Origin of the sequence: Streptomyces indicus, from assembly GCF_900100315.1 — a bacterium.
In the GTDB taxonomy this organism is placed as follows: Bacteria; Actinomycetota; Actinomycetes; order Streptomycetales; family Streptomycetaceae; genus Streptomyces; species Streptomyces indicus.
Genome location: NZ_FNFF01000026.1, coordinates 24,411 through 47,086, shown reverse-complemented (window position 1 = coordinate 47,086; position 22,676 = coordinate 24,411). Strand labels below are relative to the sequence as shown.

Below are 22,676 nucleotides of genomic sequence, written 5' to 3'. Positions count from 1 at the left end.
TCGGCTGCTGCCCGTGTGCGCCCTGTCCGGGGCCCGGATGTTTCAGACGGGCCCCGTTGGAAAATCGGGCTCTATGGTGCAAATCGGCTACACGATGATGACCGAGCAGGCAGGCCCCCGGGCGCTCGTCGACGATGTCGTCGCCGCGGAACGGGCGGGCTTCGACTTCTCCGTCACCTCGGACCACTACTTCCCGTGGCTGGAGTCCCAGGGACATTCCCCGTACGCCTGGAGCGTGCTCGGGGCCGCGGCACAGGCCACCTCGCGGATCCCGCTCATGACGTACGTGACCTGCCCGACCACCCGCTACCACCCGGCCGTCGTGGCGCAGAAGGCCGCGACGATGCAGCTCCTGTCCGAAGGGCGGTTCCGGCTAGGGCTCGGCTCCGGCGAGAACCTCAACGAGCATGTGGTCGGCGGCGGTTGGCCCTCCGCACGGGTGCGCCTCGACATGCTGGAGGAAGCGGTCGGGATCATCCGCGCGCTGTTCGCCGGGGGCAATGTGAACCACGAAGGCACCCACTTCGACGTGGCTGATGCGCGCCTGTGGGACCTGCCCGACGAGCCGGTGCCCCTCGGCATCGCGGTGTCGGGCGAGCTGTCCTGCGCGCTCGCGGGCAAGCACGCGGATCTGGTCATCGCGACCGAGCCCGAGGCGGAGCTCCTGGAGTCCTTCGACCGGCACGGAGGCGCGGGCAAGCCGAGGGTGGGACAGCTGCCCGTCTGCTTCGACCGGGACAAGGACGCGGCGGTCGCCCGCGCCCACGAGCAGTTCCGCTGGGCCGTCGGCGGCTGGCCGGTCAACGCCGCCCTGCCGGGGCCCAGCGCGTTCAGCGCGGCGACGCAGTACGTCACGCCGCAGGACATCGCCGAGAAGATCCCCTGCGGGGACGACGTCGAGGCGTTCGTGGAAGCGGTCCGCCCCTACGCGGAAGCCGGCTTCACGGAGATCGCCCTGGTCCAGGTGGGCGGCGACCACCAGCGCCCGTACATCGACTGGGCCGAGAAGGAACTGCTGCCCGCGCTGCGCGAGTTGTGACAGGAACTTGAAGACAGGCACGCAAGGAGAGCGAGGAGACCCCATGAACGGCTCACCCGGCCGGAACGTCTCGGCGGACGCGCCCTCCGTCGACCAGGTGCAGGTCGTCCTGGGCGAATGCTCCGCGGCCGATGCCGAAGCGGTGTTCACGGTCCTGCGGGAGCAGTTCCCCTCCGACCGCGACCCCGGCGGGCCGCTGCCGGCCGGAAGCCGGACGCCCGCGGTGTGGATCGGCACCTTCGCTGCGGCGCACCGCCCGCACCCCGGCCCGGACGTACGCCTCGAAGGACCTGTCACGGCGCAGCTGCAAGGCGGCCCTGTCGCGGTGGCGCGGCTGCGGGAGGCACTGGAGGCCGCGTTCGCGGTCGCGGACCTCGGCAGCGCCTCCGGCGACCAGGAGGTGGACGCACAACTGCGGCTGAGCTGACGGGAGTCCGACGCGGTGCGGCCGGGGCCACGCCCAGCCGACGCGATCACCGCATGCGCCTGCGTGCGCGGGGTACTGCGTCAGGTCCGTCCCCCTGCGGCGACTTTGGCCGCATCGGGGCGGCCGAAACACGAACGAACGCGAGGCGGTCATGAGCGACGACGAGCAGGACATCACGCCGGAGGACATCCACGCGAGCATGGCGGACGAGGTCCACCAGCCCACCGGGAGCAACGAGGAGCAGGAGGACGCCGCGCCCCTCGACCTCCAGGACGCCCTGGACGAACGGGACGCGGACGACATCCTCGACGAGGGCTACTCACCGCCGGAGAAGCCCCTCGGTGTGACGAAGACGGGCGTCACGGCCGCGGAGCAGCACGAGGGCGAGAGCCTGGACGAGCGCCTGCGGCAGGAAGTCCCCGACACGACCCAGCCCGCGCCGGACGAGGCCGTCGCTGAACGCGGCGAACCCGGCGAACCCGGCGAGCGCGGCGAGAGCGGCGGCGAGCCGGTGGGCGATCTGCCCGGCGGTGAGGGCGAGCCGGTCGACCCGGAGGCGGGCGCGGAGCGCGCCGGGCGCCTGGTCGCCCCGGACGAGGGCGTGCGCGAGGTGACCACGAAGGAGGAGGTCGCCGCCGACCGCGGGGTGGACGGCGGCGCCGCAGGGGCCGAGGAGGCCGCGGTGCACGTCACGCCGTCACCGCGCGACACCTGACCGGGCGCCGCGTACCCGCCGACCCGCCCCCCGCCTCGTCAGTTCACGGCGACGGAGAACGGCACGTGCCACAACTCCCGCTCACCGGGCAGGGCTTGGTCCCGCAGCGCCATGGGCGTGATCGTGGCCTGCTCGCCGAGCTTGTGGGCGGTGGCCCACTCCGCAAGGTGCGGGCGCTCGCTGTGCGCTTCGAGCCGGACGGTGCCGCGTACGGAGGCCGCGATGTCGTCGAGGAGGTCGAGCGCGTCCTGGTCCCGGTGTGCGATCAGCGGCCCGATCACGACCTTGTCGGAGCCGCGCCACGCACCCCCGTACGCGAGCAGCCGCCCGTCCTCCTCGATGACGCGCAGCCGGTCCGCGTAGTCGAAGAGCCGGATCAGCAGCGGGGAGCGGTCGACCCCCATGGCGCGGGCGTCGAGTTCGAGCAGGCGCGGCAGATCGGCGGGCACGGCGGGGCGTGAGCGCCCGGAAGGCGTGACCGCGACGGGCCGGCCGGTGAACATGGTGCTGGAGCCGGTGGCGGTGAACCCGAGCTTCTCGTACAGCGGACGGCCGGCCGTGGTGGCGTAGAGCGTGACCTGTGCGTCGCCCGCGCGCTCGATGAGGCGGCTCATCACGCGCCGGGACAGGCCCCGCCCCTCGTGGCCGGGATCCGTCATGACCATCCCGATTGCGGCGAGCCGCGCGCCGAAGCGGCTCAGGGCGCCGACCGAGAGCAGACGCCCGTGCCCGTCGAAGACGCCGTGCAGCTCGCCGATGCCGAAGAGCAACTGCCAGGTGCGGTCCGGGTAGTACCAGTCCCTGCCGTAGGCCAGGTCCTGGATCGCGGCGAGCTCGGTGCTCGCGAGCCGGCGTATCGGCAGCTGCGAGAGGTCGGTCGGCTCCGGCGCGGGCATGGGCACTCCTTCGACTCGGGTGCCATGGAGCCTAGCGGGACCGACAGGGCCGTCGCGGCGTGCGGTTGAGCGGCACCCGCCCCGGCAACGCGCGCGGTGCGGCTATGCGCCCGGCCGGATGCCCTGCGCCTGCGCAGCCTCGAGCCAGCGCGGGAACTCCCCGACGAGCCGGTCGTACAGGACGTCGTCCGGCACGGCCAGCGGGTCGTGGCCGGCGTGGAAGAACCCCGCGTTGTCGACCACGCGCCGCTGGGGGACGGCGAGTTCGTCGAGCTTGCGCAGGAAGTCGAACTGCTTGCTGTGCGGATCGCCGAAGCCGATGAACTGCCAGAACATCGGCAGCTTCGCCGCCTTGCACACGTACCGTTCGGCGGCGAGCTTGTTGATGGGCCCGCCGTCGGTCTGGAAGACCACGAGCGCCGGGGCGGTGGGGTTGCTGTCGAGGTAGTGGTCGATCACCGCGTCCATCGCGAGGTGGTAGCTGGTCTTGCCCATGTGGCCGAGCCGGGACACGATCTGCTCGATCCGGCCCTCGTGGCCCGCGAGGCCGATGGTCTCGACCGCGTCGATGTCGGTGGAGAAGAAGACGGTGGGGACTTGACCGTCGTCGTCGAGATGGGCGGAGAGACCGAGCACCCGGTCGGCCAGCGCCTGCACGCTGCCGTTCTTGTAGTACGGCTTCATCGAGCCCGAGTAGTCCACGACCAGGTAGACGGCGGCGCGTTGGTGTCCGAGGCCGTGCTTGGCCAGCGACACCCCCGCGCTCTTGTACAGGCTGACCAGCGCGGGCGCGGTCTCCTCCACCTTGCGCAGACTGATCGCCGCCATGCCCTGTGCCCCCTGCCTCGCCGTTCCCTCCGGACGGCGAGCGTACGCCACAGGGCGGTCGGAGCCGGCGCGCGGGCAGAACCCGGCAGGAGCAGTACGCGGGGAACTACTGGGCGGAGGGCAGCAGTCGGCGGGTCATCTCCTCGATGAGCTGGTCGATCGGGTAGGGCGCAAGGAGGTCGGGCACCGTGAGGTCGTCGATGATCAGGCCGAGCATCGCCAGATAGAGCAGGACGACGGTGATCCGGTCGCCGGGCAGGCCGGAGTCGAGGTGGAAGGCGATGTTGCCGTCGAGCTGAGCGGTGAAGAACCGGGTGAGTTCGGCGTGCAGTTCGGGCCGGCGGGTGGCTTCGAGCCGCAGCTCCATGAGCGCCAGCCAGCTGCTGCGGTCGGCGCGCATCCGCTGGTGCAGCTGCTTGAGGAGCGTGGCGGTCAGCTCGGCCGAGGGCTTCTCCTGCATGGTGGCGGCGAGTTGGCCCTCGTCGGGCGTGAGGCGCTCCTGGATCCGGGTCATGACCTGCGCGAGCAACTCGGCGCGGTGGGCGAAGTAGTTGGTGGTCGTGCCCTTCGGGACCTGGGCCTCGGTGTCGACGGCGCGCAGGGTGAGTCCACGCGAGCCCTCGCGGGCCAGGACCTCCACGGCGGCGTCGAGGAGTGCGGTGCGGCGGGCCGGGTTCTGGCGCATCGAGGATTCCTTCCGGAAAGGCGTTGACACCACTGCAAGTGCAGTACTACGTTCTAACCACTGCAAGCAGAGTACATCAGTCGCCGTGATCCATGACAGCCGCCGAGGAGTGCGATGCGCAACCAGTCCGTACGCCGGGCCGAGCCCCACCGCATGACCCACGCGCAGGGTGCCCGTTTCCCGCAGCCCGCCAAGCCCCGCTCGATTCCCCGCCCCCGCCCGCTCCCCAAGCCGGGCACCCGCCGCTGAAAGGGCCTATGACAGCCACTTCCCGCACCACCGCCGCAGACCGTCCGTCGCACCACCGTCCCGGGGAGGAACCCGTGCGCAAGCTCGTCTACTACATCGCCGTCACCCTGGACGGGCAGATCGCCGGCCCCGACGGGTCGGACCCCACCAGCGGTCCGGACGCGTTCTGGCCGATCGCCGACGACTACCTTCAGCATCTGGCCGCCGAGTTCCCGGAGACCCTGCCGGCCCCGGCCCGGGAGGCGCTCGGCATCACCGCACCCGGCACCCGCTTCGACACCGTCCTCGAAGGGCGCCGCACCTATCAGCTCGGAGTCGACGCCGGCGTCCCGGACGCCTACCCGCACCTGCGCCACCTCGTCTTCTCCCGCACCCTGACCCAGAGCCCCGCCCCGAGCGTCGAACTGGTCGCGGAGGACCCGGTGGAAACCGTCCGCCGCCTCAAGAAGGAGGACGGCAAGGACATCTGGCTGATCGGCGGAGGTGAACTCGCGGGCGCTCTCTACGGCGAGATCGACCAACTGATCCTGAAGCTCGCCCCACTCACGGTCGGCACAGGCATCCCGCTGTTCGGCACGCACGCCCGCTTCGAGCCCACCGCCTTCACCTTGACGGACAGCAAGATTCTGGAGAGCGGCAGTGCGTTCCTGACGTACACGAGGAAAGAGCAGAGCTCGTAGGAGGCAACGGCGGAGCCGGCGCCGTCCCGGCGGACGGCGCCGGCTCCGCTCCACCGTCGGCCTTCCTGCCGGAGGACCGGTCCGCCCCACACCCCCGGATCCGCCTCACACCCCCGGATCCGGCTCGGCCGGCCCCGGACGCAGCGCCCGTGCCGCCTCCAGCTGGGCGGCGAAGGCCAGGCCCAGGAACAGGGCGATCGAGGTGAGATACGCCCACAGGAGCAGGGACATGAAGGCGCTGAGCGGGCCGTAGACCGCGTCGAAGGAACCGCTCAGTGCCAGATAGCGGCTCAGGATCCAGGTCAGCGCGGTCCACAGGACGAGATACACCGCCGCGCCGAACGCCAGCCAGGTGTAGCCGGGTTGGCGCCGGCGCGGCGCGCGCCGGAAGATGACGCTCGCCGACAGCAGCGCGAGCACGAACCCCAGCGGCCAGCGCAGCACCGCCCACGCCGTGCCGGTCCCGGCGTCGATGCCGTACACGGAGGCGGCCGCCGCTCCCAGCGCGTCCCCGGCCACCATCAGCACGAAGCCGAGGCCGAGCGGCAGCCCGGCCGTGACGGCCATGACGAGGCCGCGCGGGTACTTCCGCCGGAAGGGGCGGTCGCGTTCGTTGCCGTAGATCCGGTTCGCGCCCCGCTCGATCTGGCACATGGCCGTCGTGATGTTGAGCAGGGCGAACACCAGCGCCAGCCATAGGGCGAGCTGCGTCCCCTCGTCGGCGGTCCTGCGGCTGCGCGCCAGCGCCTGGTCGATCACCTCGCCGCTCGGCCCCAACGGCATGCGGTGCAGGGTCTCCTGCGCGAACCGGCCGATGCTCTCGGTGTGCAGCACGGTCGACAGCCCCACGAAGACGATGACCATCGGCACCACGGCCAGGACCGTCTGCAGGGCGAGCGCCCGGGCGTGGCTGAAGCCGTCCGCGTACCGGAAGCGCACGAACGCGTCGTGCAGCAGATGCAGTCCGCCGTAGTGCCGCAGCGCCTCGAAAGCCTCGTCACCGGAGAGTTCGGGACCCTTCATGTCGCGTGTCTCGGGGACCGTCGTCGCCGTACCCATCAGCAGCCCCCGGATCCCTCGGCCCCGCCGCGTGCGCGGACTTGTCCGGGTCACTGGTGCCCCCGCACAACTCGTCCAATCCAGAGCACTTTTGAGCGTCGGGGAGCGCCGGATTGTCAATGATGCGTCTGTTCACGCGTGGGGGAGCTCCGTACGCTGAGCGGCCTTCGCGCCCAGGGGAGGACTGGTGACCGGACTCCGTGCGTTCTTCGTCTGCCTGACCGTCGTGTGCGCCTCGCTCGCGACACCGGCCGCCGGCGCGGCACCGCCGAGCGCCGCGGGCGCGTCGCCGCCCGCGGCCGCCGCGCCCCGCTGGGAGGCCCTGCCCGTACCGCCCGTCACGAGCGGCACGGCGGGGGTGGCCGATGTGGCGGCCCGCGCACCCGACGACGCCTGGGCCACCGGCCACGTGCAGACCGACGAGGGCCCGCGGCCGCTCCTGCACCGGTGGGACGGCCGGACGTGGAGCCGCGACACCACCTTCCCCGGCGCCGACGAACCCGGGTATCTGCGCAAGATCCAGTTCGTCGGCGACGAGGTGTGGATCTTCCGCAACCGCGCCGAAGCCGGCGAGATCCTCCGCTGGTCGGCCGGCACCTGGAGCACCGTCCCGGTCCCGCGCACCCTCTGGTGGTACCAGGACTTCGCGGCCGTGCCGGGCGCCGCATGGGTCGTGGGCGAGGACGAAACCGGCCACCACATCCTGCACTACGACGGGACGCGCTGGACCACCCAGACCGCGCCGGAAGGCGTCCTGCACTACAGCGTGATCGAGGCGCGCGCGGCCGACGACGCCTGGGCCGAAGTGGCCCGCACCGACGGCGGCAGCGAGATCGTGCGCTGGGACGGCACCGCCTGGCGCGGCCTGGACATCCCGCTGCCCGAGCCGGGCAACGTGCACCGGATCCTGCTCGAACCCTCCGGCCGCGTCACCCTCGGCGGCCGGGCCGACGCCGACGGAGTGCCCCGGCCGTTCCTCACGACCTGGAACGGCCGCTCCTGGCGCACCACTTACCCCGCACTCGGCGACACCTACTTCTACGGCCTGGAGCGCGGACCCGACGGCGCGCTGTGGCTGCCCGTGCGCAGCAACCACGCCTTCCAGTCCCGGTACGCGCGCATCGACGGCAACCGTACGGCCTTCTCGTACGGACCCGAGCGTCCGAACGCGATCGACGTCCAGCCGCGCGCCCTCGCCACGGCCGGCAAATCGCTGCTCGCCTTCGGGACCGTCGAGATCTACGGCACGAAACCGAACCTCATGAGCGAGAGACTGGGAGGCTGACCATGGCACGCCGACTGCTCGTCGCGGTCCTCGCCGCCGTCCTGGCCGTCCTGGCCACGGTGACACCGGCCTCGGCCGGCGCCGCGTCCTGGGTGCATGTGCCGGTCCCCGCCGGGGTCCGCCCCCAGGCCGCGCTGGCCGAAGCCGTGGCCCTCGGGCCCGACCGGGCCTGGGCCGTCGGCACCGACGCCGTCGGACGGCAGGCGCCGGGGTTCCCGCTGATCCTGCGCTGGAACGGCGCGAGTTGGCAGCGCGAGCCGCTGCCCGGCGTCGCCTGGCAGGGCGAACTCCTCTCCGTGGCCGCGACCGCACCAGACGCCGTGTGGGCCGTCGGCCGCGACACCACGGGCACCGGCCGACTGCTGCGCTACGACGGCACCGCATGGCACGAGACCCGCGCCCCGCGCGGCGTCGCCCTCACCAAGGTGGTCACGGGCAGCGGCGAGACCTGGCTCCTCGGCACGCGGGACGGCGCCCAGGCCGTCCTCCGACTTGACGGCCGCACCTGGCGCGACCTGCCCGCGCCACCGGGCGCCGTGTACGGGCTGCACATCGTCGCGCCCGACGACGTCTGGGCCGCCGGAGTGGCCAACGGCGGTGCGGCGGTGTCCCGTTGGGACGGCAGCGCGTGGCAGCAGACCATCGTCGACGGCGCCCCGCGCGCCGGCGTGGGCACCATCCTCGCCGTCTCGCCGACCGAGGTGTGGGCGGGCGGCACGGCCGGCTTCATCGGCGGCCCGCCCGGCCGGCCCATCCCGCCACTCCTGATGCGCTACGACGGACAGACATGGAGCCGCGTGGCCCTGCCCGCCGACTTCGGCTCGGTCACCTCCCTCGCACCCACCGACTCCGGTGAACTGGGCTGGGTCTCCCTGTCGAACTCCATGAAGTGGGCTCCGCCCGGCAGTTCCCCGCCGCTGGAGCCCGGCCCGGACTTCCTGGCCTGGGACGGCACGGCGTTCACCGGCCACAGCGAGCCGGCGGTTCCGGGGGAGGGTGACTCCTCCCTACTGAGGCTCGCCGCCGTACCGGGCACGGACACGGTGTGGGCGGTGGGCCGCGCCGCCGGACCGGAGAGCACGTTCGCACCGCGGATCCTGCGGTACGGCTGAGCGCGGGAGGCGCGCCGGCCGGGGTTCCGGGCACACTGCCCGCGCCCCGGCGGCCGGCTCTCCGGGTGACGACACACGAATTTCATGCTCCCGGCATGGATCGCCCCGGGACCCGGCCGGGATCATGCCCCCATGCCTGATCACACCGCAGCGACCGACGAACTCGCCTATGACCGCCGCCGGTTGCGCCAGTACCTCGCCGGCGAAGCACGAGCCGACGGCGTCGAACGGCGCACGCTCCTGAAGCTGCTGGCCGCGGCGGGCGGCGCGGCCGGCCTTGGACTCGGCGCCGCCGCACCCGCGACGGCCGCCGGGCCGGGGATCGTGAAGCCGCTGCCGGCCGAGCTGTTCACCGTACGCGGCACCAACGCCGAGAGCAGGACCGCCTCGTGGCAGGGCGCGGGCTTCCACACCCCGCTCGACCGGTTCTTCGTCCGCAACCACACCTCAACACCCCTGCTGGACCAGGGCAATTGGCGGCTCAAGGTGTGGGGGAGCGGACTGCGGCACGGCAAGGCGAGCGAGTTCGGCCTCGACGACCTGCGCCGGCTGCCCGCGGTCACCACCGAAGCGCTGGTCGAATGCGCGGGCAACGGCCGCAGCTACTTCACCACCCAGCAAGGGGAGGCCGTCAGCGGTACGGCGTGGGGGCTCGGCGCGATCGGCAGCGCGCGCTGGCGCGGGGTACGGCTCCGCGACGTCCTGCACCGGGCCGGGATCTCCCGGGATGCGGTCGACGTGCAGCCGCGCGGCCTCGACGCCGAGTACACGACCGCCGACGGCGCGAACCTGGGGCGGGTGCGCCGGCCGCTGCCCGTCGCCAAGGCACTGGGCGACGTGCTGCTCGCGTACGAGATGAACGGCGAGCCGCTGCCCGCCGACCACGGACACCCGGTACGGGTCCTCGTCCCTTCCTGGGTGGGCATCGCCTCCATCAAGTGGGTCGGCGACATCGAGGTCTCCGACACCCCGCTCTATTCGCCCTGGAACACCGACTTCTATCGGCTCTACGGGGCCGCCCACCCGCCGGCCGGCAGCGCGCCGCTGACGCGGCAGACCGTCAAGAGCGCCTTCGAGCTCGACCATGGCGCCGCGTTCCCGGCCGGGCGGTCCCATACGCTCACCGGCCGCTCCTGGTCGGGGGCGGGCGGTATCGCCTCGGTCGAGGTGAGCACCGACGGCGGCGCCACCTGGCGCAGGGCCCGGCTCCACGACTCCGCGCGAGCACACAACTGGGTGCGCTGGTCGCTGCGTTGGCGCCCCGAACGCCCTGGTGACACCCACCTCTTGGCCCGCGCCACGGACACCCGGGGCCGCACGCAGCCGGACCGGACCGTGCACAACACCCAGGGCTACCTCTTCGACGCCGTCGTACGGCATCCCGTACGGGTGGTGGAGGGCGGCTGAGCTTCGGGGCGCGGGTGCACTCAGGGTGCGTGACGGTCACGCCTGGTGACAAAACGCTGGTCAGGAGCGAGTGCTACGGCCCGGTAGGGATCATGTAAACGAAACGCGATACAAGCGCGTTTTTACTGTTACATCCCTTATGGGTTGCTTTGACATCGGGTCCGTAGCTTCGTAGATGTCGCCGGAGGGGATCGGTAACCGGGCGGCCATCACATCCTGAAACCGCGACCCGAGAGGGCCCTTTTCATCATGCGTATGACCACCCGCGCCCTGCGCACCAGCGTCATCACCGTCGCCGCCGTGTCCGCCGTCGGCATCGGCGCCTACACCACCACCCACGCCTTCGCCGACCACACGGCGAACGCCTCCGCCGCGGAGGCGGCGACTGCGGAGGACGGCGAGGCCCAGGTCGTCACGGCCGCGGCCGACGACATGGACGCCGACGCCGTGGCGACCGTCGCCCACGCCAAGCGCGCCTACATCAAGACCGTGAAGCTGGCCTCCAAGGGCCACACCGCCAAGGTGTACAAGCTCGGCAAGACCTGCTTCCAGGCCGACGTCCTGTACGGCGGCAAGAAGATCGCCACGATCAACGCCTTCGGCAAGACCGCGAACGCGAACCTCAACGGCCTGCACGTCTCCCTGACGAAGACCGGCAAGGTCTCCTCCTGGGTGGAGAAGGGCAAGCCCGCGCCGAAGCCGAAGCCGAAGCCGAAGCCGAAGCCGGACCCGGAGAAGCGCCAGTTCGTGCGGACCGACACCCTCGCCGACGGCTCCACGGCCAAGATCTACAAGCTGTCCACGAACCACTTCCAGGCAGTGACCAAGGTCGGCACCCTCGACGCCGACGGCCGCTCCGCCGCCGGTGAGCACAACGGCATGCACGTCGTGCTGTCCCCGGACGGCGGGCTGACCTCCTGGATGGACGACTCCGGTCAGCCGGTGCCGAACCCGGAGCCCACCCCGGACCCGGAGCCCACCCCCGAGCCGGACCCGGTCGTGCCCGACGACCAGATCGGCCCGGACGACCAGGTCAAGCCGGACCCGCAGCCGGAGCGCGACACCGACGTCGCGCCCAAGCCGAAGCCCGACACGAAGCCCGCTCCGGTCGACCCGTCGACCGACCCGGGCGAGGTCCGGCTCAACTCCGCCGCCTGATCAGGTCGACCTCGATCCCGCGCACCGCGGATGCCGCGGCGGGGGCGAGGCCGCAAGGCCCCACCCCGCCGCGGCGACTGCCCGCCGCACCCCCCAACTCCTGCCGGAGGACCGCATGTTCATGCCCCTCGTTCTGACCGCCGCACTCGCGGGCACCCTCGCCTGCGCCCCCGCACCCACCCCGACGCTCTCCGTGTCCCCGGCCGGCGCACGGCCCGGACAGACCGTCACCCTCACGCTCACCGGCTGCGCCGACCCGTCCCAGGGCGGGCGCGCGGAAGGCCGGCTCGTCGGTGACGGCAGCACGGCCCACACACCGGTCGAGCCGGTGGAGCTGACCCCCGTGAAGCCGGGCAGCACCACCCTGACCGGCACCACCGTCGTCACCCCGGGCGGCGGACACACCGTCTACGCGGTCTGCGCCGATAACCCGCAGCAGGTCACGGAGACGGACCTGCACCGGTAGACGGCGCGACGCGCCCCCGCCGCCCGCACGGCCGAGGTCCGAGGACCACCTGCCGAGGTCCGAGGTCCCCTGCCGAGGACCCAGGACCAAGGACGTACGCCCACCGCGACCTTCCGCGGAGGCGGCCGGCGCGGTGCTTCACGTACCTTCTGGGTGGCCGCGAACACAGCGAACGCGTCCGCGGCCGGGCCGGAACGAGGACGAGGGGCGAGCGCATGAGCGAGCAGCAGGCGGCATCGGTGTGGCAGGGCGAGGACCTGGACCTGGAGGCCTACCTGGAGCGGATCGGCTTCGAGGGGCCGCGCGACGCCACCCTCGACACCCTCGGCCGCCTCCAGCGCGCGCACACCACCTCGATCCCCTTCGAGAACGTCCACGCCGTACTCGGCACCCCCCTGCCCATCGACCTGGACTCGGTCCAGGAACGCCTGGTGCGGCGGCGCCGGGGCGGCTACTGCTTCGAGCACGTCGTGCTGTTCGCGGCCGCGCTGGAACGTCTCGGCTTCGACCTCACCGGCATCTCGGGCCGTATCACGCTCGGCGCCGCCAAGATCACCCCCGCCACCCACGCGATGATCGTCGTGCGGTTCCCGGAAGACGACGCGGACGACGACCGTGCCTGGCTGTGCGACGTCGGGTTCGGCAGCGGCCCGACTGCCCCCATCGAACTCGCCGACGGCGCCATGCTGGAGGCCGACGGCTGGCGCTACCGCCTCCTGCGCGGGCCCGGCGCGCTTACCGACACCTGGTCCCTCCAGCAGGACGGGCCCGACGGCTGGACCGACCGCAACACCTTCGTGCTCGTCCAGCAGTACCCGATCGACTACCGCGTGGGCAGTCACTACGTGGGCACCCACCCGCGCTCACCGTTCGTGACGCGCCTGTTCGCCCAGCGCTTCACCGGTACCCACCACCACCAGCTCGACGGCACGCTCTGGAAGACGTTCACGCCCGACGGCACCCATGTCGAGAAGGAAGTGGACCCCGCCGACCTCGGCCGCCTCCTCGCCGAGACCTTCGACATCCGGCTGGAGGAGGGCGAACTGGCCGCGATCCTGGGCCAGTCGGAACCCCAGTGACCGTGGTTCCGTAAGACCGGAGTCCCAACAACGAAGTACCAAGGCCGGTTCGCGAGACCGTAATCAGCCGACCTCGACGACGAACTTCCCGCGCACCCCGCCCGCCTCAAGGGCGCGGTGCGCGGCCGCCGTCTCCTCCAGCGGGAAGACGGTGTCCGTCGCCGGGGCGAGCTGCTTCTCCTCGACCAGGCGCGCGAGCGCGTCCAGCTCCGCGCGCTGCGGATTGCCGCTGAAGAAGCGCACCCGGCCGCGCCCGTGCACGGCGCTGGCCAGGATGAAGCCCAGCGAGGCGACGGGGCGGGCGGTGTCGAAGGCGATCGTCACCATCCGTCCGTCCGGTGCCAGCAGGCCGCGGTAGCGGCGCAGGTCGGTGCCGACGGTGTCCAGGACCACGTCGAAACGGCCCAACTCGCCCGGACCCATCACGCGATGGTCGACCGCTTCGTGGGCGCCCAGACCGCGCACGAAGTCGAGGTTCGCGGCGCGGGCGAGTGCCGTGACCTGCGCGCCGTACGCCCGTCCCAGCTGCACCGCCGCATTGCCGACACCGCCCGCCGCGCCCCGTACGAGCAGACGCTCACCCGCACGCAGCCCGGCCTTGTCCCGCAAGGCGGTGACGGCGGTGGTGGCCACCGGCAGCGCGGCCGCGGCGACCAGGTCCAGGCCCTCGGGCACCCGGCCCACGCGCACGGCGGGCACGGTCACGTACTCGGCCGCGCTGCCGAACCCGGAGGTGCGCCCCAGCACGCCCCAGACGCGCTCGCCGACCGCGAGGTCCGTCACGCCCGCGCCGAGTCCGGCCACCTCGCCGGTGAAGTCCAGGCCCACACGCTGGGGGAACTTCCGGCCGGTCAGGAAACGCACGCGCCCCGAACGCGCGGACAGTTCGCCCCCGTTGACGCTGAACGCCCGTACGCGTACCAGGACCTCGCCGCGCGCGGGGCGGGGCCGCGGAACCCGGCCCACGTAGAGCACGTCGGGCCCGCCGTACCGGTCGTACAGCACTGCCTTCATCATCCGGTCGTCCATCGCTCCACTCCTCCTCTGCGGCCCGGCCTGCGGGGCATTTGTGATCGACCGTAGGCTGGTAAACGGACGGCATCGTCCGTTTGGGCCGGAAGCGAGAAACAGTGATGACGGAATCCTCTCGGATCACCTCCCCGAAGGCCGCACGGTCGGACGCGCGGCGCAACCGGGAGCGTGTCCTGGCCGCCGCCCGCGCGGTCTTCGCCGAGCACGGGATCGACGCGCCGATGGCGACCGTGGCGCGCAGGGCCGGGGTCGGCGTGGCCACGCTGTACCGCCACTTCCCGACCCGCGACGCGCTCGTACGGGGTGCCTACGCGCAGCAGATGGAGACCTGCACGCAGGCCCTCACCGACGCGCTGGCGGACCCGGACCCGTGGCACGGCTTCCGGACGCTGATCGAGACGGTCTGCGAGCTCCAGCGGTACGAGCGCGGGTTCCCGGCCGCGTTCGTCGCGGCCTTCCCCGACGCCGCGCAGCGGCAGGCGCACTCCCGGGACCGCGCCGAACGCGACCTGGCGGCGCTGGTGCGCCGGGCGCAGGAGGCGGGCGCGCTGCGCGCCGACTTCCGGCCCTCCGACCTCGCCGTGGTCTTCCTGGCGCACTGCGGCCTTGCCGCCGCCCTGCCCGAAGACGCGGCGGCGTCGAGACGCCTGGTCGCGTACCTCCTCCAATCCTTCCGCGCGGACCGCGCCAACTCGCCTCTGCCGCCGCCGAGTTCCCTCAGCCTGCGCAGCTTCCCGCTGGCCGCTCCCGGCGCGCAGCCGGGGCGGACCCGGCACGGCTGACCTCCACGGTGCCGCGCACGTGATGCTCGGACCGCCGGGAAATCCAGGTGCCCACCGCAGGCACGGCGGATACGGTGAACCTCGTTCAGGTGCGCAGGTTGCGGCTACTTCTCCTGCAAAGAGAGCGACGCGGGTTCGAATCCCGCCGCCGGCTCCGCCGGTGTCGTCCAGCGGCCGAGGATGCTTACGTCGCCGCGACCGACCTCGATCTCTGAACACCCTGCCGTGCGCCCGCCCGGCGGTCCCACGACGCTCGGTGCACCCGATGCGCGGGGCAGCCGGCGCGGGGCAGCGGCAGGGGCGGGGAGCGGCCGGGTCTACAGCCCCAGATCGCGGCCGACGATCTCCTTCATGATCTCGGTGGTGCCGCCGTAGATCGTGGTGATGCGCGAGTCCAGGTAGTCCCGGGCGATGCGGTACTCGCGCATGTAGCCGTAGGCGCCGTGCAGTTGGAGGCAGCGGCCCACGATGTCCACGTACTGCTCGGTGGCCCAGAACTTGGCCGCCGCCGCGTCCACGGCCGTCAGCTCGCCCCGCGCGTGCCGCGCGAGCAGATCGTCCAGGTGGCTGCGGCCCACCCGGGCGGTGGTGACCATCTCGGCCAGCTCGAAGCGGGTGTTCTGGAACGAGCCGATCGGCTTGCCGAACGCCGTGCGCTCCTTGACGTAGTCGAGGGTGCGTTCCAGCACGGCCTCGATGGACGCCATGGCGTTGGCGGCGATCGAGATGCGCTCCTGGGGGAGGTTGCGCATCAACGACGTGAATCCCGAACCCTCCGCGCCGAGCAGATTGGCCGCCGGCACGCGCAGGTCCTGGAAGAACAGCTCGCTGGTGTCCTGCGCGTGCAGGCCCACCTTCTCCAGGTTGCGGCCGCGCGCGAACCCGGGGCGGTCGGCCTCCAGGACGAGCAGGCTGAGGCCGCCGTGCCGGTCGGGTCCGGTGCGCACGGCGGTGACGACGAGATCGGCGTTCTGCCCGTTGGAGATGAACACCTTGCTGCCGTTGACCACGTACTCCTCGCCCTCGAGCACCGCGGTGGTGGCGATGCCGGCCAGGTCGCTGCCCGTACCGGGCTCGGTCATCGCGACCGCCACGATCAGCTCGCCGGCGGCGATGCCGGGCAGCCAGCGGGCCTTCTGCTCCGCGTCGGTGAGATCCGTGAAGTAGGGCACCACGATGTCGTTGGACAGGCCCACGCCCGCGAGCGCGTCGGATGCGGGATGGCGCGAGAACTCCTCGCCGATCACCGCGTTGAACCGGAAGTCGCCGACACCGCCGCCCCCGTACTCCTCGGGGATGTTGAAGCCGAGAATCCCCGCGCGGGCGGCCTCCACGAACAGGGTCCGGTCGACTTTCCCCTCGGCCCGCCACCGCTCGATGTGCGGGCCGGCGTACTTGTCGGCGAACGACCGGACGGTGTCCCTGAGCAGTTCGTGCTCGTCGTCGTAGAGGGACCGCTGAGGGGAGAGCGCACGGGACACGGGGACCACTCCTGTTCGGATGAGTTCACAGGCGTACGACGGAAAGGCCGGTGGCCGGCGGACGCAGCGGCCCGCCGGGAGGCCGGTGCGAGGCGCGGTCAGCTGTCCGGCGGCAGCAGCACCGGCTTGAGGACCCGGCCCGCCCGCTGATCCGCGACGGCCCGGTCGAACTCGCGCAGCGGATACGTGGTCACGAGCCGGTCCACGGGCAGGCGCCCCCGGCGGTAGCGGTCGAGGAGCTCCGGTACGAGGACGGCGGGTTCGGCGTCCCCCTCGACGCAGCCGCGGACCTCGAGGCCGCGCAGCAACAACGACCGCAGATCGAGCGGCACTTCGGCGGGACCGCGCCCGACGAGGGCCAGCACCCCGCGCGAGCGGAGCAGCGCGAGCGCACGCCGGATCTGTTCGGGCTTTCCGGTGGTGTCGAGCGCATGGGTGAAGGGCGGCGGGGCCTCATCCAGCGAGCCGACGGCCGTGGCCCCGCACCGTACGGCCAGCGCCCGGCGCGCGGCGACCGGCTCGGACACGACGACCTCGACGCCTTCGGACAGGGCGGCCAGCATCGCGGCCGACCCCACACCGCCGCCGCCGATCACCAGGAGCCGGTTGCCCGGCGCCGGACGCAGCACGTTGAGCACCGCACCCGCACCGGTCAGGAAACCGCAGCCGAAAGGTGCGGCCACCTCGGGCGGCACCGCGCCGACCGGCACGCACGAGCGGGCAGCGGCCAGCGCGGCCGTCGCGAACGAGGACTGCCCGAAGAAGGCCCCGTACACCGGTTCGCCCCCCACCCGGATGGTCGGCGATCCGTCCAGGCGGCGCCCCGACCCGTTCAGGCTCGTGGCCCAGCCGCAGTAGGCGGGATGCCCGGCCCTGCACTGCTCGCAACTGCCGCAGGACGCAAAGGAGATGACCACCCGCTCTCCCGTGCGCAGCGAGTCGACGGCCGAGCCCACCTGCTGCACGATGCCGCACCCTTCGTGCCCGAGCACGACAGGCGCGTCGCCCAGCGCCTTCCGCGTGACGAGGTCCGTGTGGCACACCCCGACCGCCTCGATCCGGACCACCACCTCGTCGGCGCGCGGCTCGTCCAGCTCGGCGTCGACGAGCTCGCCGGGCGCGGAGCCCCGGGACAGCAGCGCGAAGATCTTCATCCGCGGTCCCGGCCGGGCTCGCGTCCGTGGGTGAAGTCGGCGCTCCCTGGCCCGACGTGCTCGCGCTCAAGGCCGAAGTAGAAGTGCCGGCCCTCCGCGAGGACAAGGTGCGGCTTCCCGTTCATCACGCCCATGAGCGTGTTCTCGTCCACGCGCTTGAAGTGGTCGAACACGGCCATGCCGTCGTACACCATCGTGGCGGTCACCTCGCCGCGGAACTCCACGTTCCACAGGCTCGCCTCGCCCTTGCCCGCCGCGGTGTCGGAGTAGAGACCGCCGCCCGGCCCCCGGCAGATCAGCGGCTTGGCGTCGTCCAGGGCGACGAACCGCTTGCCGTGCCACCTGCTGCGGGCCAGGACCCGCTCCAGCGGATGGCCGGTCGGCAAGGCGAACCCCCGCCAGGAACCGAGCAGCGACGAGGCCTCGACCACGGCCAGATCCGCCCACAGTGCGTCCAGCGCGCCGATGTCGACGGGACCGGAAGCCTCCCGCAGCGCGCGCCACCGTTCGACGACGGTGGGGCGTACGAGCCTCGCCCCCGGCGGCCTCGGCGCCACGTCGATCTGATCCTGCTCCTGGCTCATACGGGACTCCGTAAGGGGGTTCACCGGTGCGCGATGGGCGAATCGAGAGGGCGTGCAGACGTATCGCAGAAGCCTTGCCGACCACAGCACGCGTCGTTATGTTAATCAGAAATCACTCCCATGGACAACCTTGGTGATCGCTCATATCGCAGTCTGCGTAAGCGAGTTCAAGGTGCGGTCCGACCTGCCCGGAAGTAGGTAAGTGAATGGGAAGTATCAGCAGACGACGAGTGCTCTCGCTCGGTGCCGCCTTAGGGCTCGCGAGCGCCGCGGCCGCCCCCGAGGCGTGGGCCTGGTCCTCCGCCGGCTCGCTCGCCGGCGCCGACGAGGTCACCGACCCGTTCCAGGTCTGGGGCCCGGAGCCGGACGCCGTGGCCGCACGGCTCCTCGCCGACGGCGCGATCCCGGCCGTCAACGAGGCCTGGCGCCGGTGGGTGGACAACGCGGACCCCCTGCCGTCCGGCATGCCGGGCTACCTCACCAGCTATCTGCAGAAGGTGAACCGGCTGCCCTCCTGGGCCGACGCCGGCAAACTCGCCGCGTCCGAGCGCTACTACAAGCGCCTCGCTTCGTACCTGTTCGTCTCGCAGAGCATCGGCAGCGGCATCATGAGCACCGTGATCCCGCGCGAGGCCCGGGCGGTCTACTGGTCCGCGGGCGGCGCAAACATGAAGGACCGCGCGGCCAAGACGTTCACCTTCGGCTACGACCTCAACTCGGCCACCGCCTGGCAGCCCACCGGCCACTTCGTCGTCACCGCCAACAAGACCCGCCTCGTGCACTCGGTGGTGCGCAACCTGCTGCCGCAGTCCGCCGGCTTCATGGAGAGCGCCGACCAGCCCAAGCCGATCAGCAACGGCGACATCCTGCGCACCTTCCACTCGGTGGCCACGTACACCCACAGCAACCTGCTCAAGTGGGGCATCCGCCTGTCGGCGGCCGAGAAGGAGGCCGACCTGCACGCCTGGCAGGTCGCGCTCCATCTGCTCGGTGTGCAGCGGCAGTTCATCCCCGCCACCTGGGCCGACGCGCTAGCCCAGGCCGAGCACATGCTCTGGCCCGACCTCGCCCCCACGCGCGAGGGCAACAGCCTGGCCGAGACCCTGCTCGGCTATGTCTCACAGCCCACCCTCGGCCTGGCCACCGGCTTCGTGAACGAGTTCGTGCGCTTCCTGCTGGGCGACGAGGTCGGCGACTGGCTCAACCTGCGCCGCGACTGGGCGCACGCGGCCCTGATCCGCATCGAATGGCCCCTGTACGTGGCCTTCCGCGAGGGCACGTCGGGTGTGCTGCCCGGCAGCGGCTACCTGTTCGACCAGGCCCTGCGCGGCATCGCGATGCTCTACCTGAACAACGGCACCTCGCCGACGCAGACCCCGATCACGCTCCCGGCCGCGAACCGGCCGGGCGGCTGAGCGCTTCGCGCGTCCGGCCCGTGGCGACGTCCCGCGCCTTCCCCCACGGAGCGCGTGGCGCCGCCACAGGCCGAGGCCGGACGATGGTCCGGCGCCGTTACAGGCCGAGGGCCCGGACCATCAGCGCGGTCACGCGGGCCCGATGGCCGGGGGAGTCCTGCCGGCGCAGCTGCCGGCCCGCCTCCACGACCACTCCGAACCCCGCGTGCACCAGCACCCGGGCCTGGCGCGTGTCCAACTCCGGCCGGGCGAGCAGCAGTTGCTGCTCCCATACGGCGATGTGCTCGCGCTGCGCCAGGATCACCGGCTGCCGCAACTCGTCCGGGAGGCCCGCCACCTCGGCCTCGGCGACGCTGGTGAGCGCGGTGTGCTCGAAGCTGTAGCCCACATACGCCGCCGCCAGTGCGCCCACCGCCTCGCGCGGCTCGCTCACCTCGTCCAGGCTCCGCTCCACGGCCTGCGCGAGCAGCCCCGCCGCCTGAAGGCAGGCCGCCACGAGGATGTCCGTCTTGGTGGCGTAGTGGCGGTACAGCGCGGACGGCGCGATCCCCACGGCCTGGGCGATCTGCCCGTTGGTGACCTTCGCGAACCCGTCCCGCGCAAACAGCGGGATCGCCGCCGCCAGGATCTGCGCCCGCCGCGTCCGCGGTACGGGCGGCGCGGGCAGCTCCACCGGACGCGGGGCCTGCGCGTACGCCGCGGGCGTAGTCGCCGCGACCCGCAGCGCGGAGGAGAGGAGCACGTCCTCCAGGCGCCGCCGCGCGATGGCGTTGTGGTGCTGCGTGACGGATCCGATCGCACCGAGCGCCGCCACGGCCCGCAACTCCTCCTCGGGCAGCGGGTGTTCACGCCGTACGGCCTCGGACACCCGCCCGACGACCCAGGCGAACTTGCGCTTCAGGAGCTGCCGGTCCGCGGCGTGCAGATAGCGGGCCTCCCAGCGGTAGAGACCCCCGGACGCACGATGTTCCACCGCGACCTGTGTCACGGCGCCGAGCACCTGCGCCGTATCCGCCTCGGCCGGCAGCTCGTCGAGCGCGGCGACCAGCCGGTCGACCATGACGTTCGCGCACTCGGCGAACAGCGCGTACTTGTTGGGGAAGTGCCGGTACAGGGCCGTGGCGGTGATGCCCACGGCCGCCGCGATCTCCTCCATGGAGGCCGCGTGGTAGCCGCGCTCGCTGAACACCCGGCCGGCCGCCTCGACGATCAGCTGCTTGCGGTTGCGCGGGCGCGTGGCCGCGATCGGCTCGGCCGTCACCGGCAGGACGTGGGACGCAGAGACAGGACCATGCGCCCCAGTCAATCACACGGAACCGGCCCGGGAGCAGCCGTGCGGCACTGCGGTCGGCACGTGACCCGTCGTTCACATCCCATGTGATTTTCCATTAACAAAGGGCTTCTTGGTCGGCGCTGTCGCGGGCATAATGGCCACGCTTCCACCCAGTGCACCCACCCCCTTTCCGTCCGGATCCCGAGGAGTGGCATGTCCACGGTTACGGCACCCGCCTGGTCCTTCCGGCACCACTGGATGGCGCAGGTGGCCACCCACGCGGCCATGCGGCCCGACAAGCCCGCACTGCGCCACCTCGGGGCCACCACCACTTGGGCCCAACTCTCCCGCCGCTCCCTGCAGTTGGCGGCCGGGCTCGCCGGCCGCGGCGTCGGTGAGGGGGACCGGGTGGCCCTGCTGACCCTCAACCACCCGTGGTTCGTGGAGAGCGTACTCGCCGCCAACAGCCTCGGCGCCCTGGCCGTCCCGCTCAGCTTCCGCCTCGCACCCCCCGAGCTCGGCTACATCCTGGACGACTGCACCCCGTCCGCGATCGTCGTCGACGCACGCCTCCTGCCGCTGCTGCGCGCGGTCCCGGCCGCCGCGGCCATCGGCACCGTCATCGTGATCGGCGACGCCGAAGCGCCCGGCGGCGAGGGTCAACAGGGGGCGTCGGAGGGGCAGTTCGCATACGAGGAGTTCCTCGCCGCGTACGAGCCGATCGAGCTCCCCGACATCGCCGAGGACTCCACCGCGCTGATCATGTACACCTCGGGCACCACGGGACGGCCGAAGGGCGTCCTGCTCTCGCACCGCAACATGCAGGTCCAGGCGATCACCTGCATCCGGGCCATGGAGATGTTCGACGACTCCGACGTCGGCTTCCTGACCGCCCCGTTCTTCCACATCGCCGGTCTGGGCTCGATCGTCGCCAACCTGCTCGTCGGCGGCACCGTCGTGATCCACCCGCTCGGCGCCTTCGACCCCGAGGCCGTCCTCGACGCGTACGAACGCGAGGGCGCCACCGTCGTGTTCAACGTGCCGCAGCAGTGGGACCTGCTCTGTGCCCAACCCGGCATCGACAAGCGCGACTTGAAGCTGCGCGTCATCAGCTGGGGCGCCGCGCCCGCGAGCGACGCGACCCTGCGCGCCATGGGGGCGGCCTTCCCCGACGCCCTGAACGTCGCGGTGTTCGGCCAGACCGAGACCTCGCCGATCACCTGTGTGCTGCGCGGCGAGGACTCCCTGCGCAAGCTCGGCTCGGTCGGCCGGCCCATCCCGACCATCCAGTACCGCATCGTCGACGCGGAGATGAACGACGTGCCGGTGGGCGAGGTCGGCGAGATCGTCTACCGCGGCCCCACCGTGACCCAGGGCTACTGGCGCAAGCCGCAGGAGACCGCGGAGGCCTTCGAAGGCGGCTGGTTCCACTCCGGCGACCTGGTGCGGATGGACGAGGAGGGCTTCGTCTGGGTGGTCGACCGCAAGAAGGACATGATCATCAGCGGCGGCGAGAACATCTACTGCGCCGAAGTCGAGAACGCCGTCGCGGAGCATCCGGCGGTGCTGGAGGTCGCGGTGATCGGTCGGCCCGACGAACGCTGGGGCCAGATCCCGGTCGCGTACGTCACCCTGGCGCCCGAAACCATCCTGTCCCTGGGGGAGTTGACGAGCTTCCTCGACGGCAGGATTGCCTCCTTCAAGATGCCCAAGGACCTCGTGACCGGCGATGGACTGCCGCGCAACGCCGGGGGCAAGGTCGTCAAGCAGACGCTGCGTACGCAGGACGAGAGCCGCACACGGCCCGTCGCCTGAGCACACCGGGACTGAGCACACCCGGACTGAGCACACCCGGACGCACGCGCGCAGG

The 22,676-nt window shown here is 72.1% G+C and carries 22 protein-coding genes and 1 tRNA gene; 14 read left to right on the top strand and 9 right to left on the bottom strand.

Translation table 11 applies throughout. From position 1 onward, the window contains the following. Window positions 1-73: 73 nt before the first annotated feature. The 3 genes from BLT97_RS35060 to BLT97_RS35050 all read left to right on the top strand — a co-directional run bounded on the left by BLT97_RS35060 (window position 74) and on the right by BLT97_RS35050 (window position 2,181). A complete protein-coding gene (locus BLT97_RS35060; protein ID WP_093617716.1) occupies window positions 74-1,039 on the top strand; it encodes an LLM class F420-dependent oxidoreductase in 966 nt (321 codons plus the stop codon). 43 nt (window positions 1,040-1,082) lie between these two features. Then, window positions 1,083-1,466: a hypothetical protein gene (locus BLT97_RS35055; protein ID WP_245769719.1), complete on the top strand. Its 384-nt coding sequence runs from the start codon at window positions 1,083-1,085 to the stop codon at window positions 1,464-1,466. Window positions 1,467-1,617: 151 nt separating this feature from the next. After that, the gene (locus BLT97_RS35050) at window positions 1,618-2,181 is read left to right on the top strand and encodes a DUF5709 domain-containing protein (RefSeq protein WP_093617714.1); all 564 of its coding nucleotides are present in this window, start codon (window positions 1,618-1,620) and stop codon (window positions 2,179-2,181) included. A 38-nt stretch (window positions 2,182-2,219) separates the two neighbouring features. Here the strand turns inward: BLT97_RS35050 and BLT97_RS35045 are convergent, their stop codons facing one another. The 3 genes from BLT97_RS35045 to BLT97_RS35035 form a co-directional block, all read right to left on the bottom strand. Next, window positions 2,220-3,077 (bottom strand): GNAT family N-acetyltransferase, encoded by an 858-nt coding sequence (locus BLT97_RS35045; protein ID WP_093617712.1) that lies wholly within the window; start codon window positions 3,075-3,077, stop codon window positions 2,220-2,222. A 102-nt stretch (window positions 3,078-3,179) separates the two neighbouring features. Further along, complete coding sequence (locus BLT97_RS35040; protein ID WP_093617710.1) at window positions 3,180-3,905, bottom strand: VWA domain-containing protein; 726 nt, start codon at window positions 3,903-3,905, stop codon at window positions 3,180-3,182. Window positions 3,906-4,011: 106 nt separating this feature from the next. Next, a complete protein-coding gene (locus BLT97_RS35035) occupies window positions 4,012-4,590 on the bottom strand; it encodes a TetR/AcrR family transcriptional regulator (RefSeq protein WP_093617708.1) in 579 nt (192 codons plus the stop codon). A gap of 323 nt (window positions 4,591-4,913) precedes the next feature. On the opposite strand from BLT97_RS35035, the gene BLT97_RS35030 reads away from it, so the two are divergent. After that, window positions 4,914-5,519, top strand: coding sequence for a dihydrofolate reductase family protein (locus BLT97_RS35030; protein WP_093617706.1), 606 nt, complete (start codon window positions 4,914-4,916; stop codon window positions 5,517-5,519). Between the two features lie 105 nt (window positions 5,520-5,624). Here the strand turns inward: BLT97_RS35030 and BLT97_RS35025 are convergent, their stop codons facing one another. Beyond that, entirely contained in the window at window positions 5,625-6,578 is a 954-nt protein-coding gene (locus BLT97_RS35025) for a YihY/virulence factor BrkB family protein (protein WP_093617704.1), read from the bottom strand. Window positions 6,579-6,765: 187 nt separating this feature from the next. Between BLT97_RS35025 and BLT97_RS35020 the strand changes: the two genes are divergently transcribed. The 6 genes from BLT97_RS35020 (at window position 6,766) to BLT97_RS34995 (ending at window position 13,085) form a co-directional block, all read left to right on the top strand. Further along, window positions 6,766-7,863, top strand: coding sequence for a hypothetical protein (locus BLT97_RS35020; protein ID WP_093617702.1), 1,098 nt, complete (start codon window positions 6,766-6,768; stop codon window positions 7,861-7,863). Between the two features lie 2 nt (window positions 7,864-7,865). After that, entirely contained in the window at window positions 7,866-8,975 is a 1,110-nt protein-coding gene (locus tag BLT97_RS35015) for a hypothetical protein (protein ID WP_093617700.1), read from the top strand. Between the two features lie 132 nt (window positions 8,976-9,107). Continuing rightward, complete coding sequence (locus tag BLT97_RS35010) at window positions 9,108-10,382, top strand: sulfite oxidase (RefSeq protein ID WP_093617698.1); 1,275 nt, start codon at window positions 9,108-9,110, stop codon at window positions 10,380-10,382. A 255-nt stretch (window positions 10,383-10,637) separates the two neighbouring features. After that, window positions 10,638-11,540, top strand: a complete 903-nt coding sequence (locus BLT97_RS35005; RefSeq protein ID WP_093617696.1) for a hypothetical protein — start codon at window positions 10,638-10,640, stop codon at window positions 11,538-11,540. 121 nt (window positions 11,541-11,661) lie between these two features. After that, window positions 11,662-12,006 (top strand): hypothetical protein, encoded by a 345-nt coding sequence (locus BLT97_RS35000; protein WP_143041437.1) that lies wholly within the window; start codon window positions 11,662-11,664, stop codon window positions 12,004-12,006. Window positions 12,007-12,221: 215 nt separating this feature from the next. After that, window positions 12,222-13,085, top strand: coding sequence for an arylamine N-acetyltransferase family protein (locus BLT97_RS34995; RefSeq protein WP_093617692.1), 864 nt, complete (start codon window positions 12,222-12,224; stop codon window positions 13,083-13,085). Between the two features lie 63 nt (window positions 13,086-13,148). Here the strand turns inward: BLT97_RS34995 and BLT97_RS34990 are convergent, their stop codons facing one another. After that, window positions 13,149-14,114 (bottom strand): NAD(P)-dependent alcohol dehydrogenase, encoded by a 966-nt coding sequence (locus tag BLT97_RS34990; protein ID WP_093617690.1) that lies wholly within the window; start codon window positions 14,112-14,114, stop codon window positions 13,149-13,151. Between the two features lie 104 nt (window positions 14,115-14,218). Between BLT97_RS34990 and BLT97_RS34985 the strand changes: the two genes are divergently transcribed. Continuing rightward, window positions 14,219-14,899 carry a TetR/AcrR family transcriptional regulator gene (locus tag BLT97_RS34985; RefSeq protein ID WP_093617688.1) on the top strand — a complete coding sequence of 227 codons (681 nt, stop codon included), beginning with the start codon at window positions 14,219-14,221 and terminating at the stop codon, window positions 14,897-14,899. A 60-nt stretch (window positions 14,900-14,959) separates the two neighbouring features. Next, a tRNA-OTHER gene (locus tag BLT97_RS38185) sits at window positions 14,960-15,053 on the top strand. Between the two features lie 163 nt (window positions 15,054-15,216). Here BLT97_RS38185 and BLT97_RS34980 read toward each other — a convergent pair. The 3 genes from BLT97_RS34980 to BLT97_RS34970 form a co-directional block, all read right to left on the bottom strand. Beyond that, window positions 15,217-16,380 carry an acyl-CoA dehydrogenase family protein gene (locus tag BLT97_RS34980; RefSeq protein WP_093617686.1) on the bottom strand — a complete coding sequence of 388 codons (1,164 nt, stop codon included), beginning with the start codon at window positions 16,378-16,380 and terminating at the stop codon, window positions 15,217-15,219. Window positions 16,381-16,478: 98 nt separating this feature from the next. Then, the gene (locus tag BLT97_RS34975; protein WP_093617684.1) at window positions 16,479-17,534 is read right to left on the bottom strand and encodes an alcohol dehydrogenase catalytic domain-containing protein; all 1,056 of its coding nucleotides are present in this window, start codon (window positions 17,532-17,534) and stop codon (window positions 16,479-16,481) included. Further along, window positions 17,531-18,118: a DUF4334 domain-containing protein gene (locus BLT97_RS34970; protein ID WP_093617682.1), complete on the bottom strand. Its 588-nt coding sequence runs from the start codon at window positions 18,116-18,118 to the stop codon at window positions 17,531-17,533. Before BLT97_RS34970 ends, BLT97_RS34975 begins: the two co-directional genes overlap by 4 nt. Before the next feature lie 206 nt (window positions 18,119-18,324). Between BLT97_RS34970 and BLT97_RS34965 the strand changes: the two genes are divergently transcribed. Beyond that, window positions 18,325-19,533: an oxygenase MpaB family protein gene (locus BLT97_RS34965; RefSeq protein WP_093617680.1), complete on the top strand. Its 1,209-nt coding sequence runs from the start codon at window positions 18,325-18,327 to the stop codon at window positions 19,531-19,533. A 97-nt stretch (window positions 19,534-19,630) separates the two neighbouring features. On the opposite strand, the gene BLT97_RS34960 is transcribed toward BLT97_RS34965, so the two are convergent. Then, window positions 19,631-20,794: a TetR/AcrR family transcriptional regulator gene (locus tag BLT97_RS34960; RefSeq protein WP_093617678.1), complete on the bottom strand. Its 1,164-nt coding sequence runs from the start codon at window positions 20,792-20,794 to the stop codon at window positions 19,631-19,633. Between the two features lie 225 nt (window positions 20,795-21,019). On the opposite strand from BLT97_RS34960, the gene BLT97_RS34955 reads away from it, so the two are divergent. Further along, window positions 21,020-22,621, top strand: coding sequence for a long-chain-fatty-acid--CoA ligase (locus BLT97_RS34955; protein ID WP_093617676.1), 1,602 nt, complete (start codon window positions 21,020-21,022; stop codon window positions 22,619-22,621). The last annotated feature ends 55 nt before the right edge of the window (window positions 22,622-22,676 follow it).